Source organism: Pseudomonas sp. AC193, from assembly GCF_979258075.1.
The window spans coordinates 3,459,581-3,481,052 of record NZ_OZ409832.1 but is presented as its reverse complement, the minus strand read 5'-3'; the positions used below and the strand labels follow the sequence as shown (position 1 = coordinate 3,481,052).

Genomic DNA, 21,472 nt, shown 5'->3' with positions numbered 1-21,472 from the left:
ATCTATCGGTCATCTGTACTGCCTAGGCTTGCATCACTACAAAACGGTTTGATCGCCGTGCGGTTTTGCCCCGAAACAGTGCTGGTCTAGTCCAGATAGGTAACGTTGATGCGTGATGAGGCAACAAAAGCGGTGACAGCCATTGGCCAGGTGTTGCAGGAGCAGCTCGACCACGGTTTGTTGGCGGCGGGCAGTAAGTTGCCGGCCGAACGCAAGCTCAGTGAGCTGTTTGGCACCACGCGGATTACTGTGCGTGAGGCGTTGTTGCAGTTGGAGGCACAGGGGCAGATTTATCGTGAGGAGCGGCGCGGCTGGTTCGTTTCGCCGCCGCGTCTGGCCTATAACCTGATGCAACGCAGTCACTTTCACGCGATGGTCAGTGCGCAGGGGCGGGTGCCTTCGACCGAGGTGATTTCGGCGCGGCTGCAACCGGCGTCAGCGGCGGTGTGTGCGTGGTTGCAGTTGCCGGCGCTGTCCAGCGTGATTCAGATTTGCCGGTCGCGGCGGATTGACGGGCGGTTGGTGTTGTATGTGGAGCACTATTTGAATCCGCAGTTTTTTCCGGGGATTCTTGAGTTTGATTTGAATCAGTCGATTACTGAGTTGTATGCGCGGCATTACGATTTGCACTATGGGCGGGTGCGCTTTGAGATTGTGCCGACGTCTTTGTCGGTGGATGCGGCGGCGGCTTTGCGGGTGTCGGTGGGGAGTCCGGGGTTACGGATTGCTCGGGTTAATTATGATCAGCATGAGCGGTTGATTGATTGTGATCTGGAGTTTTGGCGGCATGATGCGATTCATGTGGGGGTTGATGTGGTTTGATCGTTTTGTGTGAATATCCGATTCTTCGGGGGTTGCTGATTATGGTTTCGCCCTTACGGCGAGTCCCTTTGGCAAACGCCCCAAAGGAACCAAAGGTCTGTGCCCTGACGTCCGGCCCTCGCTAAGGCTTGGGTTCCTTCGCTCCGGGTTCATCCGGGGGCATCGCCTACGGTTTGCTTCGCTGCACCTCCTCTCGATGCTTTCCCCGTATGAATCCCTCCACTCAGCCTCCCGACGGGCTCTAAGATCAAGATCAAAAGCAGGCGAGCTGACACTCGGCCTAATGGTTGGCGCGGTCAATGTGGGAGCGAGCTTGCTCGCGAAAGCGGCCTGACAGCCGACCAGTTTCTGCCCGGATGCACACGATCCAATTGTAGGAGTGAGCCTGCTCGCGATGACGACCTGACAGCCGACCAATCTCTCCCTGATTCAACACCATCCAATTGTGGGAGCGGGCTTGCTCGCGAAAGCGGCCTGACAGCCGACCAATCTCTACCTGATTCAACACCATCCAATTGTAGGAGCGAGCCCGCTCGCGAAAGCGCCCCCACAGTCACCGTCTCTTTACTTGTCTGTCTGCGCGTTGGCATACAAATAATCCGTCGCCAACGAGGCCAGTGTCCTCACGCCAACCACCAACGCCGACTCATCGACAAAGAACCCCGGATTATGATTCGGCGCGGCTTTGCTCATGTCTTGATCCCGCGGCGTCACCCCCAAAAACACGAACAACCCCGGCGCTTCTTTGGCAAAGAACGAGAAGTCCTCGGCCCCGCCCACCAGCGGCCCTTGCACCACGTCATCCTTGGCCGCCCACTTCAACGTCGGCAGCATTTTTTCGGTGAGTGCCGGGTTGTTGATGGTCGGGTCGTATTTTTCGATGATGGTGACGTCCGCTTTGGCACCGCCGCTTTCGGCGATTTTTTCGACGGTCTGGCGTACGTCGGCGTGGAGTTTCTGGCGGATGCCGTAGTCGTATGAGCGGATCGTCCCGGTCATGTCGACCGATTCGGGAATGATGTTGTAGCGCGTCCCGCCGTTGATGGTGCCGATGCTGACCACCGATGGAAACGACGAGATGTCGGTGCGGCGGCTGACCACGGTTTGCAGGCCGACGATGGTTTGTGCGCCGACGGTGATCGGGTCGATGCCGTCCCATGGGCGGCCGGCGTGGGTTTGTTTGCCGAGGATTTTGATGCGCAGGTCGTCGGAGCTGGCGAGGGTCGGGCCGGGGCGGTAGGTGATCTGGCCGGCGGGGACGCCGGCCCAGACGTGCAGACCGAAGACGGCGTCGGGTTTCGGTGATTTCATCACGCCTTCCTCGACCATCATTTTCGCGCCCCAGGTATTTTTGCCGTCGGGGATGAAGTCGCTCGGGCCTTCTTCGGCGGGCTGGAAGTAGAACACCACGGTGCCGGGCAGGGTGTCGCGCATGCCGGTCAGAATTTTCGCCGTGCTGAGCAGGATCGCGGTGTGGGCGTCGTGGCCGCAGGCGTGCATCACGTCGACTTCTTTGTCGAGGTAGGTGCCTTTGGCTTTCGAGGCGAATGGCAGGTCGGAGACTTCCTTGACCGGCAGCGCGTCCATGTCGGCGCGCAGGGCAACAGTCGGGCCGGGCAGGGCGCCTTTGAGGACGGCGACCACGCCCGTGCGCGCCACGCCGGTTTTGACTTCCAGACCCATGGCTTTGAGTTGTTTGGCGACCAGTTCCGACGTGCGCTTTTCAGTGTTGCCGAGTTCGGGGTGGGCGTGGATGTCGCGGCGGGTTTCCAGCAGTTCCGGTTCGAGTTTTTGCGCCTGCTCGGCGATCTGCGTGCGCGTGCTTTCCATGGTGGCGGCGCCGGCGTGACAGGCGAACAGGGTGAGTAGAACGGCCTGGGCGATACGCGTCAGTTGCATCGGTTTCTCCTTAATTGTTGTTGTTCGGGCTTCCCTGCCTGTGACTGCAACTGCGCGCCTGAGTGCTATTCCTTAGGCTCGCCACCGCCGGCAGTGATCACTTGTACGCTCATGCGTGGGGTGGCCAGATCCAGTCCGGCTTCATCCAGATGCCGCTTCAGCGACAAGTTGAACGCGCGCGACACTTCCCACTGTTTGATCGGCGCCGTCTTGAACCGTGCACGCAAAATCGCGCTGCCGGACTCAAAACTCTCGACACCCTGAATCTCCAGCGGCGACCAGATATTGCGGCGTTGCAGGGGATCGGTGCGCATTTTCTGGCCGACTTCGCGCATCAGTTTGATCGCGTCGTCGATTTCCATGTTGTACGGCACCGCGACGCGGAAGATCGCGTAGCCGAACTCCCGGGAGTAGTTTTTGATGCTTTTGATTTCACTGAACGGGATCGTGTGGACAATGCCGTCGATGTCGCGCAGGCGCACGGTGCGGATGGTCAGGCCTTCGACGGTACCGAGGTGGCCGCCGACGTCGACGTAGTCATCGATGGCCAGTGAGTCTTCGATGATGATGAACAGGCCGGTGATCAAGTCGGCAACCAGCGACTGCGCACCGAAACCGATGGCCAGACCGATCACACCGGCACCGGCCAGCAGTGGCGTAACGTTCATGCCCATGTTCGCCAGCGCGACGATCAGCGCGATGATGAAAATCGCCACAAACAGCACGTTGCGGATCAGCGGCATCATCGTTTGCGCGCGGGCATTGGCCAGGCCTTTGCGCGAGCGGGTGAGGGCGTGGTGCACAGCCGTATCAGAAAGAATCCAGATCAGCCAGGCAAACAGCAGCGTGCCAGCGAGGCTGAACAGTTTGACGCTGACGTCATGCCCGTCGCCTTCTGCGAAAGTGATCAGCGACTTGCCCCAGACCCGCAGACCCAACTCGATAAACGCCAGCCACACCAGCAGATGGGCGAGGGTGTAGAAGAAGTTTTTCAGTCGTTCCGAATACAGCGCATGGCGTTTAGCCCCGCGCTGCGGTTTCAGCGAGTGGCGACGCACCAGGCCGTTGATCACCATGCACAACACCAGCAACACCGTGCAGATCATCGATTGGCGCAAAGCAGTGCTGGTGTCGCCGGCGGAGAAGAACGTCGCGAACAGCGAAATCCCCACCAGCACCAGCGCCGGGACGTACCAGAAGGTGCCAAGGATATCGATGGTGTCGCTGAGGGCGCGGCGGGTCAGGCGTCGCGACAGTGGCTGGTTGCGGATCAGGTGCGCAATCGGTCGGCGGAACCGCAGAATGAACAGGCCGGTTGAAATTGCCGCGAGGACGTTGGCGACGGTCGCGGCGGTGTGGGCCAGATGCACGCCGAGGCTTTCGATCAGACGCGGATCATTCAGCGCCTCACCGAACGCGGCGAAGCTGCCGATCAGCCACAACGGCCGGAACGCCTGATGACGCAGGATGTACAGCGCGCGATGGCGATGTGGGCCGTCGAGCAGGGAGAAAGCAATCACGCAGATTGCCGAGAAACAGGTGCCGACCACCAATGCGTACGCCAACACCATCGCCAGGCTCTTACCCAGCGAGGACGGCAAGGCGTAACTCATGTAAACGGTGATGACCAAAGCGATCAGCCACGGCCCGAGTTTGCGCAGGGCGAAGCGCAACATGTCGAGGGCTTTGGGATGTTGCGGCAGTTCTTCGGTCAGACCAAAACGCATGCGCACGCGGTGACTGAGCCAGATCAGCGCAGCGGCGAGCAGGCTCCAGACCATCAGAATCATGGCGAAACCGAAGATTACCGGCAGCCATTCGCTGGCCGGCATCATCAAGGCGCTGAATTCATCTTTGGCCAGATCGAACTCGGCAGACCAGCGATTGAGCGGGCTGTCAGCGCCGGTGAATTGTTTTTCGAAATTGGCGAGGGTGCCGCCGATCAGGCCGAGTACGCCTTCTTCAGGTGTGGTCTGGGCTTTTTTCGTGGCGTCGCGCAGTTTTTTCAGGTCGGTGAGCAGTTGCGCGCGTTGCTTGTCGTTTTCCAGCGACTTGATGACTTCGTCGAGGGATTGACCGAGGGGTTCCTGCGCTTCGGGCTGGGCCTTGTTGGTGTTGAGCAGGCCGGGCAGACCGACCGCCTGGGCAGGCGCCAGCGGCAGCAGCGTCATCAGGCAGACGAGGAACAGGCTGGGTAAAGCAAAAAGACGAGCAAACACTAGGCGGTCAACCTCGCAATGGGCGGATCGAACGAGTGTACGAGCCCGCCTGCTGCAATGCGAGCCGGTGCGCGGTTATTCGTTGAGTTTGGCGAGGATCTTGTAAACCACGGTGGCGAGGATCAACAGCATGCCGACCCACATGGCGAAAACACCGGCATTCTTGTCGCGGAAGTTGAAGCCGATGGCCAGCAGGAGCATTCCGCACAGGATCGGAATGAGCATGGCGTGAAACGAAGACATCGTGATCATGGAGACAGCCTTGTCGAAAGGGATGATTAAAGTCTAGGTGGCTTTTGTTTGGGAGGTGCTGATGTGTATCAGAGTTGAGCCGGTTTCAGGATGAAATTTTGTCGTCAGTACCACCGCTTTCGCGAGCAAGCCCGCTCCCACATTTGAAATGCATTGCAATGTGGGAGCGGGCTTGCTCGCGAAGCTTTTAAGGCAAATCGCGGCAGGCGTAAAACGCGCTCAGCACTTTCACCAGATGCGCCAGGTCGTGGCTGCCGCACAGTTCGCGGATCGAGTGCATGGCGAAGGTCGGCAAGCCGATATCGACGGTGCGCACACCGAGGTGGCTGGCGGTGATCGGGCCGATGGTCGAGCCGCAGCCCATGTCGCTGCGCACTACGAAGCTTTGCACCGGCACTTCTTCGGCCATGCACAGATGGCGGAAGAAACCGGCGGTTTCGCTGTTGGTGGCGTAGCGCTGGTTGCTGTTGACCTTGATCACCGGGCCGGCGTTGAGTTTCGGGCCGTGGTTGGCGTCGTGCTTGTCGGCGTAGTTGGGGTGCACGCCGTGGGCGTTGTCGGCCGAGACCAGCAGGGATTTCTGGATGGTGCGAACGAACTCGTCACCTTCCGGCAGCAGACGGCGCAGGGTTTGTTCGAGCATCGGGCCGTCAGCGCCGCAGGCCGAGCAGGAGCCGACTTCTTCGTGATCGTTGCAGACCAGCACGCAAGTTTCGTCGGTTTCGGCGGTCAGCAGCGCTTGCAGACCGGCATAGCACGACAACAGATTGTCGAGACGCGCGCCGGCAATGAAGTCGCCGTTCAGGCCAATCACTGCAGCACTTTGTGTGTCGTAGAAGCTCAGCTCGTAATCGAGCACGACATCGGCGTTCAAGCCGTGTTCGCGGGCCAGTTGATCGGTGAGCACGGCGCGGAAATCGACGCGTTCGTCCCCAGCGAATTGCGCAAGGATCGGCGGCAGCTCGGTCTGCGCGTTGATCGCCCAGCCCTGATTGGCTTCACGGTTGAGGTGAATGGCCAGGTTGGGAATGATCGCGATCGGCGCCTTGAAGTCGATCAGTTGGCTTTCGACCCTGCCGTCGCGGCGGAAGGTGACGCGGCCGGCCAGCGACAGATCGCGGTCGAACCACGGCGCCAGCAGTGCGCCGCCATACACTTCGACGCCCAGTTGCCAGAAGCCCTGACGCTGCAGTTCCGGCTGCGGTTTGACGCGCAGGCACGGGCTGTCGGTGTGCGCGCCAACCAGACGGATGCCACCGTGCAGCGGCGAGGTGCGGCCCATCTTGATCGCGACGATCGAGGAGTCATTACGAGTAACGTAATAGCGGCCGTTAGGCTCGGTGGTCCACGGCTCGCGTTCGTCGAGGCGCACAAAACCGGCGGCCTCCAGACGTTGCACAAGACTGGCGGTGGCGTGGAACGGGGTAGGGGAGGCCTTGAGAAAGTCGATCAGGCCTTGGTTCAACTCTTCGCGCATAACAAGCTCCAGACAGCAATGGCCGGGAGTTTAACGCATCGGGAGGGGAATTCGATCCCTGTAGGAGCTGCGGCACGCTGCGATCTTTTGATTTTGATTTCCAAAAGCGGAATCAAAAGATCGCAGCGTGCCGCAGCTCCTACAGAGGGTGGGGTTGGTTAGCTCGGGCTGAACACGCGTTTTTTCAGGTAGCGCATGATGACTTTCTCGTCTTCCGGCTTGTCCGGGCGCGGTAGCTGTTTTGGCCAGCGGCTCTGGCTCAGGAGCTTTTTCTGCCGGCTCTCGTCCCAGCGCAGAATCTCCCGCGACGCACATTCCCACCACTCATGGCGACAGGCGCTGTAGTACGGATCATCCGGTGCGGCGCTGCCATACAACAAGTCTCGACCGACCTTGCGCAAGGCGCCGCTCTGGTTGCGCAGTTTCCATTTGATTTTCAGGCGCTGCCAGGCCGACGGGAACGGTTTGACTCGCGGCACATCGCGGCACAGATCCACCAGTCGCTGACTGAACGTTTCGCCATGCTGGGAGAAGAAGTACGTCTGCATCGCATGGAAAAAACGCTTTTCGGCGAAGTAGTGGTAGACGTGTTTCCGCGCTTCCACGACCCGGCGTTCACGCAGGGCATACGACAAGGCGATCTGCTCGATGGTGTGGATCTCGAAACCGCCGACCGTGCACTGGTCGATCATGCGGATCGATTCTTCGAACAGATCCAGATCGTTTTCGGTGACACCGCACAGGCCGCTGTTGTAGAGCTTGAAGCCGTTGTCCGGGGTCACGCCATACGCACTGAGGTCGCGCGCAAGCTTCAGATAGTCACTGCGCTGGTGCACGTCTTTCCAGTCGTACTCGAAGCGATCCATGACCGAGCAATCCTCTCCGATGGCATCGAGCAGACGGCTGGGATGATCAGTGAACAGCGTGTCGGTGTCGACGAACAGCGTCTTCTCCGCCCACTGCATGCCGGCGGCGATGGCGCAGGCCTTACGGCGATGGTGGTAGCCGTTTTTGCCTTGCCAGCGCGTCAGCGTCGCTTCGTCGAGGAACACCGTGTCGACCGGCCAGCCGGCGTAATCTTGCGGGCGATCAGTGAGAATCCTGATCGCCGGGAGCTGGCCGTTTTTCGCCTGGGACAACACCGTGAGGATGCTGAACTTGGCCTCGCGGCGGTAGACATCCTGATTGCCATAAATCAGGTACAACAACTGCTGGCGGGTTTTTTTCAGGGGTGTGGCGAGGGAATCAATACAACTCATCCGAAACAAAAATCCTTAAAAGCAGGACTGCTGATCAAGCAGTCCTTAAAACGGTGCCGGGCATTCGAAGCGCAAGCGTTCGCCGGTCTGGGGATGGGTGAAGCTCAACATACTCGCGTGCAGACACAAACGCGGCCAGGCGGCCAAGGCTTGTTCATGGGCGTAGAGTCCGTCACCCAGCAGCGGATGACCGATCGACAGCATGTGTACGCGCAACTGGTGCGAGCGGCCGGTGATCGGCGTCAGCTCGACGCGGCACCAGTCGCCGCAACGCTCGAGCACGCGCCAGAAGGTCAGCGCATGTTTGCCGAATTCGTGATCGACCACATGGCGCGGCTTGGTCGGCGGATCGTAGCGCAGGGGCAAATCGATGCTGCCACTGTCCAGTTCCGGCTGACCCCAGGCCAACGCGGTGTAGGCCTTTTCGGTTTCACGGTCATGAAACTGGCGCGACAGTTCACGATGCGTGTCGGCGTCACGGGCCAGCAGAATGATGCCGGAGGTTTCCCAGTCCAGACGATGGACGATGCGCGCTTCCGGGTAGCCGTTTTCCTGCAGACGGGTAATCAGGCAATCCTTGTTGTCGTCGGCGCGACCGGGCACCGAGAGCAGCAACGTCGGTTTGTTCACCACCAGTACAGCGGCGTCCTGATGGATGATGTGGATGTTGGACAACGGCATTAAAACAGCCTCGTAACAAATGCCAACGGCGGCTCGGGACTGCTGATAACCCTGTAGGAGCTGCCGAAGGCTGCGATCTTTTGACGTTGAAATATCAAAAGATCGCAGCCTTCGGCAGCTCCTACACGAGCATCAACAGCCCGAGCCGCCGCAGCGACTACCTGATCGACTCAGCGATCGGGCAGGGTGATGTTGAGTTCCAGAATCGAGCAACTGCCCTGGCTTTCCAGTGCAACATGTACGTCGTCGTTGCCGATGTTGACGTACTTGCGGATCACGTCGACCAGTTCCTTCTGCAAGGCTGGCAGGTAATCCGGCGTGCTGCGCTGGCCGCGCTCATGCGCCACGATGATCTGTAGACGCTCTTTCGCTACCGAGGCGGTACTTGGCTTTTTGTTGGCACGAAAGAAGTCAAAAAGGTTCATTACCTACCTCCAAACAGGCGCTCGAAGAATCCCTTCTTCTCGACATCGAGGAAACGGTGGGCTTTTTCTTTGCCCAGCAAACGGTCGACGGTATCGCTGTAAGCCTGACCGGCATCGCTCTGGTCGTCGAGAATCACCGGTACGCCCTGGTTGGATGCCTTGAGCACCGCCTGGGATTCCGGGATCACGCCGAGCAGGGTGACCGAGAGGATTTCCTTGACGTCTTCAACGCCCAGCATCTCGCCCTTTTCCACACGCTCTGGATGGTAGCGAGTGATCAGCAGGTGTTCCTTGATCGGGTCTTCGCCACGTTCGGCGCGACGCGATTTGCTCGCCAGCAGGCCGAGCATGCGGTTCCGAATCTCGTACCGAGGACACTTCCGGGTTGGTCACGACAATCGCTTCATCAGCGAAGTACATGGCCAGGTGCGCGCCTTTTTCGATGCCCGCCGGGGAGTCGCAGACGACGAACTCAAATTGTTCCTTGAGCTCCATCAGGACTTTTTCCACGCCTTCGACGGTCAGCGCGTCTTTGTCGCGGGTCTGGCTGGCGGCCAGCACGTAGAGGTTTTCCAGGCGCTTGTCTTTGATCAGCGCCTGTTGCAGGTTGGCTTCGCCATTGACCACGTTGACGAAGTCATACACCACGCGGCGCTCGCAACCCATGATCAAGTCAAGGTTACGCAAGCCCACGTCGAAGTCGACGATCACTGTTTTGTGGCCGCGCAGAGCGAGGCCGGTACCGATAGCGGCGCTGGTGGTGGTCTTACCCACACCACCCTTGCCGGATGTAACCACGAGAATCTTGGCCAAGGTGTTTCACCCCTAAGGAAGAAGGACTTTTTAGCCCCTGAAAAACATCTCTTGAAAACTACTGCAGTCGGACAGCCTTGGCTGGAATTCGGCTTTAGGCCTTTTTCCTACTTCGTTTGAGCCGTTTTCGCTACGTTTTAGAGATGCTTGGAAAATGCGGCAGTATCCGTTAAAGCCGAATGATGTTCAACACGTCGCCCGACAGGCTGACCTGTACGCCCGAGCCCCACATTGGATCGCGGCGCAAATCCTCGGAAACCTTGTAATGACCGGCGATGGAGATCAGTTCAGCGCTCAATTGCTGACAGAAAATCCGTGCCTTGGTGTCACCCTTCACGCCGGCCAGCGCACGGCCACGCATCGGGCCGTATACATGGATGTTGCCATCGGCAAGAAGTTCCGCCCCCGGACTGACCGAGGAGACCACGACCAAATCGCCACCCTGCGCGTATATCTGTTGACCACCACGTACTGGCGTGGTGATGACGCGGGTCTGTTTGACGGTCGGTTCTGGCGGCTTTTCCGGCTTCTTTTTGACTTCGGCTTCGGGCATCTCCAGCGGGCGTTCACGGGCACCGGACGGCGGCAGCACCGGAATGTCGATGGCGATGGCGGCGGCGATGTCTTCGATGCGGCTGGCGCGAATCGCCAAGGTGCGCAGGCCATGTTGGCGGCACACACGCATCAAACCTGGCAGGTCGACCGCGCCTTCGCTCGGCGGCAGTTTGTCCAGGGCCAGAACCAGCGGCGCGTTGCTGAAGAAATTCGGCGCCTGCGCAACTTTGGCGGCCAATTGCCGATCGAGGCTGTCGAGGTCGTTACGGGCCAGTTCCAGCACGGTAATGGCCAGCATGCTGCCCTTTAGCTGGAACACGGGATCTTGGTTTAACGGTTCGGTTTTGCTCATGTCGGCATACAACGGCTTGTCACTAAAAGTGCCGAGACTTATAACGAGAACGCCCGCAGGCCGCAAGCCGGGTCGAACGATGTAGAATGCGCGGCCACTGTATTTACGGAAGCTTTAATGGATCGCCCGCGTTTTCGAAAAGCATTTCTTGCTCCACGCTTCTGGCCGCTCTGGTGCGGCTTGGGGCTTTTGTGGCTGATCGTGCAGCTGCCGTATCCGGCGTTGCTGACCATCGGTCGATTTTTGGGTGCGTTGATGTATCGCTTCGCCGGCGACCGGCGGCGCATCGCCAAGCGCAATCTTGAACTGTGCTTCCCGGAAAAATCCGCGGCGGAGCGCAAACGCCTGCTCAAAGAAAATTTCGCTTCGACCGGCATCGCTTTTTTTGAAATGGCGATGAGCTGGTGGTGGTCGCGTGAGCGTCTGGCCAAACTGGCCCACGTCGAAGGGCTAGAGCATTTGCAGAAAGCCCAGCGCGAAGGCAAAGGCGTGATCCTGATGGCGGTGCATTTCACCACCCTGGAAATCGGCGCGGCGTTGCTCGGCCAACAGCACACCATCGACGGCATGTACCGCGAACACAAAAATCCGTTGTTCGACTTCATCCAGCGTCAGGGCCGTGAGCGGCACAATCTTGATTCGCTGGCGGTGGAGCGCGACGACGTGCGCGGCATGCTCAAGCTGCTGCGTTCCGGTCGGGCGATCTGGTACGCGCCGGATCAGGACTACGGCGCCAAGCAAAGCATCTTCGTGCCGCTGTTCGGCATTCAGGCAGCGACGGTGACGGCGACGACCAAATTTGCGCGGCTGGGTAAGGCGCTGGTGGTGCCGTTCACTCAGGAGCGTCTGGCGGACGGCAGCGGGTATCGGCTGGTGGTGCATCCGCCGTTGGAAGATTTCCCCGGTGAGACCGAAGAAGCCGATTGCCTGCGCATCAACCAATGGGTCGAAGGCGTATTGCGCGATTGCCCGGAGCAATACTTGTGGGCGCATCGTCGCTTCAAGAGCCGGCCACCGGGCGAGCCGAAGTTGTACGCCAAACGCGGTTGATTCACCCCATCCCCTAAGCACCACGGAGTGTTGCGATGAGCCCAGCGGAACCGGTCACAGGTTTGATTCTTTCCGGCGGCGGGGCTCGGGCGGCGTATCAAGTGGGTGTGCTGGCGGCGATTGCCGAATTGTTGCCGGTGGGCGCGGACAATCCGTTCCCGGTGATTGTCGGCACCTCGGCCGGCGCGATCAACGCGGTCAGCCTCGCCAGCGGCGCCAGCGATTTCCGCGCGGCGATCGAGCGGCTGACGCTGTTCTGGCAAGGCTTTCGCAGCCATCGCGTGCTGCGCAGTGACTGGCCCGGCGTGATCCGTCAGGCCAGCCGTTTTGTCAGCCACAGCCTGCTTGGCCTCGGTCGGCATCTGCCGGTTGCGCTGCTCAACAGTTCGCCGCTGCGCGACCTGCTCAACGAAAAACTGCACCTGCCCGGCATCGCCGAATCCATCGCACGCAAGCAATTGCATGCGGTGGCGGTGACGGCGTTCGGCTACGAATCGGGGCAGGCGGTGACGTTCTATCAGGGCGGCGGCACGATTGATTCGTGGCTACGGCATCGGCGCATTGGTGTGCCGACGCAATTGTCGGTCGATCACTTGCTCGCCAGCTCGGCGATTCCGTTGCTGTTCGCGCCGGTGAAAATCGGTGATGAATATTTCGGCGACGGCGCGGTGCGGCAATCGGCGCCGATCAGTCCGGCGTTGCACTTGGGCGCCAGTCGCGTGCTGGTGGTCGGGGTCAGCGGCAACCCGCGTGGCTTTGATCCGCAGCAGCCGCTGGAACGCACCTACACCGGGCAACAGCCGACACTCGCGCAGATCGGCGGGCACATGCTCAACAGCACGTTCATTGACAGCCTGGAAAGCGACATTGAGTTGCTGCAGCGGCTCAACCAGTTCAGTCATCTGATGCCCGCCGGCACGCCGACACGCGAGTTGGGCGTGGCGCCGGTGGAAGTGCTGGTGATTTCACCGAGTCAGCCGATTGATGAGATCGCGGCGCGGCATCGCCAGGAATTGCCGGCGGCGTTGCGCTTGTTTTTACGTGGGCCGGGGGCGACGAAGACGAGTGGGGCGGGGGTGCTGAGTTATCTGCTGTTTGAGGCGGGGTATTGCAGCGAGTTGATTGATTTGGGGCGAAGGGATGCGTTGGCCAAGCGTGAGGAGTTGTGCCGGTTTTTGGGGATATCTGAGGCGGTGGCTCCCGCCTGAAATCGGCGGTGAGGCATTCGCGAGCAGGCTCGCTCCCACATTGGAACTCGGTCGAATATGGGGAAGCTTTTAAAGCAAAAGATCGCAGCCTGCGGCAGCTCCTACATTGGAATGCGCTATCCCTGTAGGAGCTGGCGAAGCCTGCGATCTTTTGATTTTTATCAGAAGTGGAACTTCACCAGGAAGCTGGTCACGTTCTGATTGGTGGTGAACGCACGGGTGTCGTCGATCCCGTACTTGTCTTTCCAGTAGTCGTACTCAACACCGACGTACAGTTGCTTCTCGCCGAAATTCAGCGCCTTGCCCAGGTCGTATTTGACCTGTGGGTTGAAGTGCAGGTTGGCGTGGTATTCGCCACGGTTGTTTTCGTCGTTGTCGACGACCCAGTCCATGTAACCGTCGATCAGCACGTTCGAGTCGCCGACCGGGATGGTGTACGGCCAGACCGGGGTGATCTGCCAGACGTTGTCACCCGGGCGCGAGCCTTCGGTGTGGCGCTGGTAGAAGTTCAGCTGGAAGTAGTCGAAGCCCGGGATGGCCAGGTCGAAACCTCGACCGATCAGGTAGGACTCGGTGTCACCCTCGCCGAACTCGTAGGTCATCGCCAACAGGACGTCTTTGATCGGGCCGAATTCGATCTTCTGGTCGAGTACCTTGCCCAGCGAGATGCGTGGCTGGAACTCGCCGTAGTAGGTGTTTGGGCCGTTGTTGAAGTCCTTGTCACCGTTGTAGAAGATCTTGTCGACGAACAGGAAGTTGTCCCCATACTTCCACGCATCGGCGTGCTCGAAGGTGACGGTCTGCTGGATCGCAGGGTTGACCTTGAAGTCCTTACCGTAGAGGTAGGTCAGGCTGTTGTTCTGCCACTGCAGCAGGCCATCGGCCATGGCCTGGCCGCCGGCCAGCATCGATCCCGCAAGCATCAGGCTGGTGCACGTACGTTTCATTCGGTTGCTCCCAAAGTAGGTGTTCCACGTTTATTTTTTTTAAGATCGGCGCTCTGGTGTGGCGCCTTTTTTCGTTACTGCAAAAGTCATCCAATCGGTCAGCTTTGCTGGTGTTAGCAAGAGCTGGGCCAAGGCTTTTCGAAAAGCAAAAAAACGCCCGTCGGCTGCTGCAAAACAGTCGATTGAGCGTGTTTTCGGGATGCCTCGGTACTGGCCGGGGCCGGGATAAGTTGGCCCGTCGGTCAGGAATTAAATCCGGGCTTTTTTTTAGACCGAATTCATGAGGCCGCGGAGAATACTGACTCCTCGGCCAGCTCTCAAGTGCCCCGCAACAGAGCACCGACGACAGGTATGGGGCACGGTTGCGGGTCATCTTAAAAATGCACCTTCACCAGCAGGCTGGCGGTGTTCTGATTGGTGTCGAGGTTGTGGCTGCTTTCGACGCCGTATTTGTTCTTCCAGTAGCTGTATTCGGTGCCGACGTACAGCTGCTTCTGACTCCAGCCCAGGGCTTTGCCGAGGTCATATTTGATCTGCGGATTGATGTGCAGGTTGGCGTGGTAGGTGCCGCGCGAGTTCTCGTCGTTGTCGACCACCCAATCCAGATAGCCATCGATCAGCACGTCGGAATTGCCCACGGGAATGCTGTAAGACCAGCCGGGGGTGATCTGCCACACGCCGTCGCCGGGGCGCGGGCCTTCGGTCTGGCGGCGGAAGATGTTGAGGGTGACGTAGTTGAAGCCGGGCACCTTGAGGTCGAAGCCCGGGCCGATCAGGTAGGCCTCGCTTTCACCTTCGCCGTACTCGTAGGTCATCGCCAGCAGCACGTCTTTGATCGGGCCGAACTCGATCTTCTGGTCGAAAATCTTGCCGAACGAGAAGCGTGGGGTGAATTCGCCGTAAAAGGTGTGCGGGCCTTTGTTGCGGTCTTCTTCGCCGTTGTAGAAGATTTTGTCGACGAAGAGAAAGTTGTCGCCGTATTTCCACTTGTCGGCGTGCTCGAACGTGACCGTCTGCTGGATCGACGGGTTGATCGCGAAATTCTTGCCGTACAGGTAGCTGAGGCTGTTGGTTTGCCACAGCAGTAAATCGCCAGCCATGGCTTGACTCGCGGCCAGCAGGCCACCACCCAACAGCATGTTTGTCTGTGTACGAATCATCTGTTGCTCCCTCTTGTTTTTATTGTTTGAGGCGCAGAGCTGTTGCTTGCCCTTGTAGGAGCGGGCTTGCTCGCGAATGCGTTCTTCCAGTCAACGGATGGGTTGAATGTCATACCGCTTTCGCGAGCAAGCCCGCTCCCACATGGGGATATCTTTGTTGCGTTTAGTGCTGGTGTGCGTGGCAGTCGTTGATGGCCGCGCGCTCTTTGCCGCCGAGAATATTGAACAGCAGGTTCAGCGTCAGCGCGCTGAGCGTTGCCATGGCGATGCCGCTGTGAGTAATCGGGCTCATCCACATCGGCAGGTGCGCGAAGAACTCAGGACGCACCACCGGGATCAGGCCCATGCCGATGCTCACCGCCACCAGCAACTGGTTGCGACGGTCACCGATGTCGGCTTCTTGCAGAATCTTGATACCGGTCGCGGCGACCATGCCGAACATCGCAATCGCTGCGCCGCCGAGTACTGCCGGTGGAATCGATGCCACCAGGAACGCGGCTTTCGGCAGCAGGCTCAGCACGATCAGCAAGCCACCGGCAACGATGGTCACCGAGCGGCAGCGCACGCCGGTCATCTGCACCAGGCCGATGTTTTGCGCGAACGAGGAGTGGGTGAAGGTGTTGAAGAAACCGGCGACAAACGAGGCGCCGGCATCACACAGCAAGCCGCGACGCAGCATGCGCGGGCAGACTTCCTGGCCGGTGATCTTGCCCAGCGCGAGGAACATCCCGGTGGACTCGACGAAGATGATCACCACCACCAGACACATTGACAGGATCGGCGCGAGTTCGAATTTCGGCATGCCGAAATGCAGCGGGGTAACGAACTGAATCCATGGCGCATTGGCCATGCCGCTGAGGTCGACCATACCGATCAAGCCGCACAGGATGTAGCCGAAGCACATGCCGATCAGTACGGAAATGTTGACCCAGAAACCGCGCATGAAACGGTGCACCAGCAGAATGGTGCCCAACACCAGGGCGGCGATGGCCAGATAAATCGGTGAACCGAATTGCGTAGCGCCTGCACCGCCGCCCGCCCAATTCACGGCGACGGGGAACAGCGACAAACCGATCGAGGTGATGACCGTGCCGGTCACCAGAGGCGGGAAGAAGCGTACGACCTTGGACATGAATGGCGCGATGATCATGCCGAAGAAACCAGCGGCGATCGTTGCGCCGAAGATGCCTTGCAGGCCGATACCGGGCATGCCGGCCATGGCGACCATGCTGCCGACCGCGGCAAAACTGGCGCCCATCATCACCGGCATGCGAATGCCCATCGGGCCGATGCCCATGGATTGCACGATGGTGGCGACACCGGCGACCAGCAGGTCGGCGTTGATCAGGAAGGCAATTTCTTCACGACTCAGGCCAGCGGCCTGTCCAATGATCAGCGGCACCGCGATGGCACCACCGTACATCAGCAGAACATGTTGCAAACCGACCAGGATCAGTTGCAAAAGGGGCAATCGCTGAATGGCGGGTGCGTCGGGGATGCGCGCTTTGGACAGCTCGGACATGCAACACCTCAGATCTTTTTATTCTTGTGATTGAACAGCTGCCGGGTTGCTCGCAGCTGTTTCTTTGCATCAGGTAAAACCGCGTTGCGGCTATTCGCGGGCAAGCCTTGCTCCTACAGGATTCAGGTGATCCTGGTAGGAGCAAGGCTTGCCCGCGAAGCTTTTGCTTAGTTGGTCTGGGCTCCCTGCACAATCCAGGCGCCGATCAGGTCACGTTCCTGCTGGGTCATCTGTGTGATGTTGCCCAGTGGCATGATCTGACTGGTGACCGCTTGTGCCTGAATCCGCGCCGCGTTCTGGCGGATCTGCTCAGGGGTGTCGAACATCACACCCGCTGGCGCTGCGCTGAACAACGGACTGGTCGGCTTGGCCGAGTGGCAAACCGCGCAGCGTTCTTGAATCACGCTGTGCACTTTGTCAAAGCCAGGGCCGGCGTTGGAGGCTTGTGCCGGTGCAGCAGGTTCGGCAGGGGCTGCCGGTGCCGCTTCAGCCGGTTTCGCGCCACCACCCAAAGCCGTTTCCGGCAGCGGTTGGTACTCGATTTTTGCTGGAGCCTTGGCCACTTCCGGAGCGGTCGACATCGGCGTTGGGCCGGTGACGTACGCCAGCGTGATCATGCCCACCGCTGCCACTGGCAGAGTCCAGGCAAACTTGTGGCTGTCGTGACGGGTGTTGAAGTAGTGACGCACCAACACGGCCAACACCGCGATCCCGGCCAGGATCAACCAGTTGTACTGGCTGCCATAGGTGCTCGGGAAGTGGTTGCTGATCATGATGAACAGCACCGGCAGGGTGAAGTAGTTGTTGTGACGCGAACGCAGCAAGCCTTTCGCCGGCAGCGCCGGATCCGGCGTGCGGTTCTCGGCAATTGCCGCCACCAGTGCGCGTTGCGCCGGCATGATGATGCGGAACACGTTACCGACCATGATGGTGCCGATGATCGCGCCGACGTGCAGGTACGCACCACGACCGCTGAACACTTTGCTGAAGCCATACGCCGCGCCGATGATCAGCACGAACAGAATGAAGCCGAGCAGAGCAGGGCGTTTGCCCAAGGCCGAGTCGCACAGGAAGGAGTAGATGAACCAGCCGAGGAACAGCGAGCCGATACCGATGGCCACGCCTTCAGGGCCGCTCAGTGTGCTGCCCGGAGCCAGCAGGTAGAGCGTCGGATTGGAGTAGAACACCACGCACAGCAGCGCGATACCCGACATCCAGGTGAAGTAGGCTTCCCATTTGAACCAGTGCAGGTTCTCCGGCATTGCCGGCGGGGCCAGTTTGTATTTTTCGAGGTGATAGATACCGCCACCGTGGATCGCCCACAGGTCACCGGCCAGACCGGTTTTCGGGTTGACGCGGTTGAGGTTGTTCTCCAGCCAGACGAAGTAGAACGACGCGCCGATCCAGGCCACGCCAGTAATCATGTGAACCCAGCGCACGCTCAGGTTCAGCCATTCCAACAGATGTGCTTCCACAGTCTTTACCTCTCGCCTGTCACTCTTGTTGTCGAGTGATCAGACCTTCTCTTATTGGTGGGGGGCGAGGAACAGACGCTCTTCCTCTTTGAAAAAATGCTCATCGCAGTTATTGCCTGTGCCACTGCGATCAACCACCAGGAAGTCATCCCGCTTTTCGATCGTCAGCACCGGATGGTGCCAAACGCCGCGATGGTAATTAATGCCCTGCCTGCCGTTGGTGACGAAGGCGCGGACCAAGCCTGATACAGGTTCATCGCCAACTGGCGCGACCACGATCAGAAAGGGGTTGCCGAGCAGCGGTATGAAAGCCTGGCTGCCCAGCGGATGGCGTTCCAGCATGCAAACGGTCAGCGGCATGTCCTGCGCGTCGGCGCGGAAGATGCTGATGATCGCGTTGTCCTCAGGCTGAGCGGTTTCGACCGTCGCCAGTTTATGGAAGCGCATGGTCGAACCGTTGTTGATCATGAAGTGATCGCTGCCGTCGGTTTCGATCACGTCACCGAAAGGGGCGAAGGCTTCTTTGGTCAGCGGTTCAATCGTTAGTGTGCGCATGCTGTTCTTCTTATCCGAATTCTGTGTTGACTGTTCTGACGCTTTCGCGAGCAGGCTCGCTCCCACCTTTGGAATGCAATCCCTTGTGGGAGCGAGCCTGCTCGCGAATGGCTTCACTGCTTATTTAGCGACCTTGCCGAGAACGCGCAGGCGGCTCACGCCACCGTCCGGGAACACGTTCAGGCGGATGTGGGTAATCGGGCCCAGTGCTTTGATCTGCTCGACGAAGGTGTGCTCGGCGTGCATTTCCAGCTTTTGGCTTGGCAGCAGATCGCGCCAGAACAGCGACTGGGTTTCGATCTGGCTGTCAGTACCGCCTTTCACGAACGCGCCCTGGATCGAGCAAGTGTCCGGGTAGTTGCCTTTGAAGTGCAGGGTGTCGACGACGATCTTCTCGATCTCGCCCGGGTGACCCAGCGCGACGATGACCCAGTCATTGCCCGGCGTACGACGACGTGCAGTTTCCCAGCCGTCGCCCATGTTGATGCCACGGCCCGGGTTGAGGATGTTGCTCATGCGGCCGAAGTGTTCGTCGGAGCAGGCGAGGGCGCGGCCACCGTTGAGGGCTGCTGCCAGATCGACTTGCTCGTTGTCGCCAACGGCCGACCAGTCGCGATGCGGCACACCGTACACGCGCAGACGGGCAACACCGCCGTCCGGGTAGATGTTGAAGCGCAGGTGGCTGAACGCTTGGTCGTTGCTGATTTCGTGGTAGTGGTGGCTGTTGCCCTGCAGCTCGACGGCCGACAGCACTTCAGTCCACTGGGTGTTTTCGTCAGGCTCGCCCGAGGCCAGGAAGCACGCTTCCAGCGAGGCCGATGGCGGGAAGTTGCCGGTGAAGAATGAAGTGTCGATGTCCACGCCTTTGATCGAGCCCGGTACGCCCAGACGGATCACTGCGCTGTCGAAGCCTTCGAAGCGCTTGCGGCGCGATTCCCAGCCGTCCATCCACTTGCCGTTGTCATCGAACACGCCCTCCTTCCATACGGCCGGGGTCGGTTGGAACAGACGATTGGCGTCTGCGAACCAGTCATCGGTGACCGAGATGATTTTGGTGCCCAGACGGGCATCGGCCAGGTTGACGAACTTCTCGAAAGGTACGGCGTAAGCTTTCATTCTTCTTGTCTGCCTTTAAATAAGTGGCTGGGGATGCTTGCAGGGCCCTGGGAAACACAAGCGTTCTAGAGGTTTCTCGGGCCAGGCTCGCTATAGGGTCAGTAAACGGAACAGGGCAATCTTGTTGATCTCCGCCAGCGCGCATTTGAACTCGGTGTCTTGCGAGTTGTGAATGCGCGTTTCGAACGCCGCGAGGATCTGATGCCGGTTGCTGCCTTTTACCGCCATGATGAAGGGAAACTTGAACTTGGCTTTGTAGGCGTCGTTCAGCTCGGTGAAGCGCTGGAACTCTTCGGCCGTGCATTGGTGAATACCGGCGCCAGCTTGTTCATTGGTGCTGGCTTCGGTCAGTTGGCCCTGGACGGCAGCTTTGCCGGCCAGGTCCGGGTGAGCGTTGATCAGGGCCAGTTGACTGGCGTGATCGGCGCTCAACAGGATGTCGCTCATGCGCTGGTGCAGGGTTTCGATCTCGTCGATCGAAGCGTCCACGCCCAGGTCGTAGGCCTTCTCGGCCACCCATGGCGAATGTTCGTAGATGTCGGCGAAAGCTTTGACGAAAGCGTCGCGGCTCAGGGTCGACGGTTGCAGGGTTTGAAAGCGGCTCATTTGGCGGCCCCTTGGTACGGCTGGGTTTCGTGCCAGTGACGCGCGATGTCGACGCGACGGCTGAACCACACCTGTTCATGACTTTTGGCGTATTCGATAAAGCGCTTGAGCGAAGCGATGCGACCCGGACGGCCGATCAAGCGGCAGTGCAGACCGATCGAGAGCATTTTCGGTGCTTCAGCGCCTTCGGCGTAGAGCACGTCGAACGCGTCTTTGAGGTATTCGAAGAAGTCGTCACCCTTGTTGAAACCCTGCACTTGCGTGAAGCGCATGTCGTTGGTGTCGAGGGTGTACGGGATCACCAGATGCGGCTTGCCCGTCGGGTTGTTCGGTTCCCAGTAGGGCAGGTCATCGTCGTAGGTGTCGCAGTCGTAGAGGAAACCGCCTTCTTCCATGACCAGGCGACGGGTGTTCGGGCCCGTGCGGCCGGTGTACCAGCCCAGTGGGCGCTCGCCGGTGATTTCGGTGAGGATGCGGATCGCTTCGAGCATGTGCTCGCGTTCCTGCGCTTCGTCCATGTACTGATAGTCGATCCAGCGGTAGCCGTGGCTGCAGATCTCGTGGCCGGCATCGACCATCGCGCGGATCACGTCCGGGTGGCGCTGGGCGGCCATGGCGACGGCGAAGATGGTCAGCGGAATGTCGAATTCCTTGAACAGTTTCAGGATCCGCCAGACGCCGGCACGGCTGCCATACTCGTAAAGCGATTCCATGCTCATGTTGCGCGCGCCTTGCAGCGGCTGAGCAGCAACCATTTCAGACAGGAAGGCTTCGGATTCTTTGTCGCCGTGCAGAATGTTGCGCTCGCCGCCTTCTTCGTAATTGAGTACGAAGGACAGGGCGATGCGGGCATTGCCCGGCCAGTGTGGGTGAGGAGGGTTACTGCCGTAACCGATCAGGTCGCGTGGGTAGTCAGCGCTCACTGCAGTCTTCCTTCTTATTCATGACTTGTTCAAAGTCGGGATTTTGTGGCGGCCTGGCGGTGAGTGAACAGGCTGGCGTCACAGCGATGGGCTGATTGTATACAACTTTAATCGCAATTTGTAAGCCTGAATTTTCGCATTTTTCACCGACTGTCA

19 protein-coding genes and 1 pseudogene are annotated in these 21,472 nt (G+C 59.5%); 3 read left to right on the top strand and 17 right to left on the bottom strand.

What is annotated here, in order from left to right; genetic code table 11:
• Window positions 1–108 precede the first annotated feature (108 nt).
• Entirely contained in the window at window positions 109–822 is a 714-nt protein-coding gene (locus tag ACZZ0D_RS15630) for a UTRA domain-containing protein (protein WP_064121017.1), read from the top strand.
• A gap of 564 nt (window positions 823–1,386) precedes the next feature.
• Here the strand turns inward: ACZZ0D_RS15630 and ACZZ0D_RS15625 are convergent.
• From ACZZ0D_RS15625 to minC, 9 genes and pseudogenes are all read right to left on the bottom strand, one after another.
• Complete coding sequence (locus tag ACZZ0D_RS15625; protein ID WP_400651436.1) at window positions 1,387–2,721, bottom strand: amidohydrolase; 1,335 nt, start codon at window positions 2,719–2,721, stop codon at window positions 1,387–1,389.
• A gap of 65 nt (window positions 2,722–2,786) precedes the next feature.
• On the bottom strand, window positions 2,787–4,940 hold the full coding sequence (locus ACZZ0D_RS15620) for a mechanosensitive ion channel family protein (RefSeq protein WP_463553722.1): 2,154 nt from the start codon (window positions 4,938–4,940) through the stop codon (window positions 2,787–2,789).
• A 75-nt stretch (window positions 4,941–5,015) separates the two neighbouring features.
• Entirely contained in the window at window positions 5,016–5,192 is a 177-nt protein-coding gene (locus tag ACZZ0D_RS15615; protein ID WP_172680090.1) for a hypothetical protein, read from the bottom strand.
• A gap of 187 nt (window positions 5,193–5,379) precedes the next feature.
• A complete protein-coding gene (locus tag ACZZ0D_RS15610) occupies window positions 5,380–6,669 on the bottom strand; it encodes a M18 family aminopeptidase (protein WP_463553721.1) in 1,290 nt (429 codons plus the stop codon).
• Window positions 6,670–6,827: 158 nt separating this feature from the next.
• Entirely contained in the window at window positions 6,828–7,928 is a 1,101-nt protein-coding gene (locus ACZZ0D_RS15605; protein WP_463553720.1) for a hypothetical protein, read from the bottom strand.
• A 45-nt stretch (window positions 7,929–7,973) separates the two neighbouring features.
• On the bottom strand, window positions 7,974–8,609 hold the full coding sequence (locus ACZZ0D_RS15600; protein WP_034151766.1) for an RluA family pseudouridine synthase: 636 nt from the start codon (window positions 8,607–8,609) through the stop codon (window positions 7,974–7,976).
• 170 nt (window positions 8,610–8,779) lie between these two features.
• Entirely contained in the window at window positions 8,780–9,034 is a 255-nt protein-coding gene (gene minE, locus ACZZ0D_RS15595; protein ID WP_003223146.1) for a cell division topological specificity factor MinE, read from the bottom strand.
• A pseudogene (gene minD / locus ACZZ0D_RS15590) lies at window positions 9,034–9,847 on the bottom strand (septum site-determining protein MinD). Before minD ends, minE begins: the two are co-directional and overlap by 1 nt.
• A 169-nt stretch (window positions 9,848–10,016) precedes the next feature.
• Window positions 10,017–10,754: a septum site-determining protein MinC gene (gene minC, locus ACZZ0D_RS15585; protein ID WP_053118637.1), complete on the bottom strand. Its 738-nt coding sequence runs from the start codon at window positions 10,752–10,754 to the stop codon at window positions 10,017–10,019.
• A gap of 117 nt (window positions 10,755–10,871) precedes the next feature.
• On the opposite strand from minC, the gene ACZZ0D_RS15580 reads away from it, so the two are divergent.
• Both ACZZ0D_RS15580 and ACZZ0D_RS15575 read left to right on the top strand, forming a co-directional pair.
• Window positions 10,872–11,804: a lipid A biosynthesis lauroyl acyltransferase gene (locus ACZZ0D_RS15580; RefSeq protein ID WP_053118640.1), complete on the top strand. Its 933-nt coding sequence runs from the start codon at window positions 10,872–10,874 to the stop codon at window positions 11,802–11,804.
• 35 nt (window positions 11,805–11,839) lie between these two features.
• The gene (locus tag ACZZ0D_RS15575; RefSeq protein ID WP_463553719.1) at window positions 11,840–13,012 is read left to right on the top strand and encodes a patatin-like phospholipase family protein; all 1,173 of its coding nucleotides are present in this window, start codon (window positions 11,840–11,842) and stop codon (window positions 13,010–13,012) included.
• 161 nt (window positions 13,013–13,173) lie between these two features.
• Here ACZZ0D_RS15575 and ACZZ0D_RS15570 read toward each other — a convergent pair whose 3' ends face one another.
• The 8 genes from ACZZ0D_RS15570 to puuE form a co-directional block, all read right to left on the bottom strand.
• Window positions 13,174–13,959, bottom strand: a complete 786-nt coding sequence (locus ACZZ0D_RS15570; protein WP_463553718.1) for an outer membrane protein OmpK — start codon at window positions 13,957–13,959, stop codon at window positions 13,174–13,176.
• Between the two features lie 374 nt (window positions 13,960–14,333).
• Window positions 14,334–15,119, bottom strand: a complete 786-nt coding sequence (locus ACZZ0D_RS15565) for an outer membrane protein OmpK (protein WP_053118648.1) — start codon at window positions 15,117–15,119, stop codon at window positions 14,334–14,336.
• Window positions 15,120–15,282: 163 nt separating this feature from the next.
• Complete coding sequence (locus ACZZ0D_RS15560; protein ID WP_463553717.1) at window positions 15,283–16,641, bottom strand: nucleobase:cation symporter-2 family protein; 1,359 nt, start codon at window positions 16,639–16,641, stop codon at window positions 15,283–15,285.
• Between the two features lie 167 nt (window positions 16,642–16,808).
• Window positions 16,809–18,116 carry a urate hydroxylase PuuD gene (locus ACZZ0D_RS15555; RefSeq protein ID WP_212544302.1) on the bottom strand — a complete coding sequence of 436 codons (1,308 nt, stop codon included), beginning with the start codon at window positions 18,114–18,116 and terminating at the stop codon, window positions 16,809–16,811.
• Between the two features lie 51 nt (window positions 18,117–18,167).
• A complete protein-coding gene (locus ACZZ0D_RS15550; RefSeq protein ID WP_053118654.1) occupies window positions 18,168–18,671 on the bottom strand; it encodes an ureidoglycolate lyase in 504 nt (167 codons plus the stop codon).
• Window positions 18,672–18,791: 120 nt separating this feature from the next.
• The gene (alc, locus tag ACZZ0D_RS15545; protein WP_008080896.1) at window positions 18,792–19,787 is read right to left on the bottom strand and encodes an allantoicase; all 996 of its coding nucleotides are present in this window, start codon (window positions 19,785–19,787) and stop codon (window positions 18,792–18,794) included.
• A gap of 90 nt (window positions 19,788–19,877) precedes the next feature.
• Window positions 19,878–20,393, bottom strand: a complete 516-nt coding sequence (gene uraD, locus ACZZ0D_RS15540; protein WP_008080897.1) for a 2-oxo-4-hydroxy-4-carboxy-5-ureidoimidazoline decarboxylase — start codon at window positions 20,391–20,393, stop codon at window positions 19,878–19,880.
• Window positions 20,390–21,316 carry an allantoinase PuuE gene (gene puuE, locus ACZZ0D_RS15535; RefSeq protein ID WP_034151757.1) on the bottom strand — a complete coding sequence of 309 codons (927 nt, stop codon included), beginning with the start codon at window positions 21,314–21,316 and terminating at the stop codon, window positions 20,390–20,392. Before puuE ends, uraD begins: the two co-directional genes overlap by 4 nt.
• Between the last annotated feature and the right edge of the window lie 156 nt (window positions 21,317–21,472).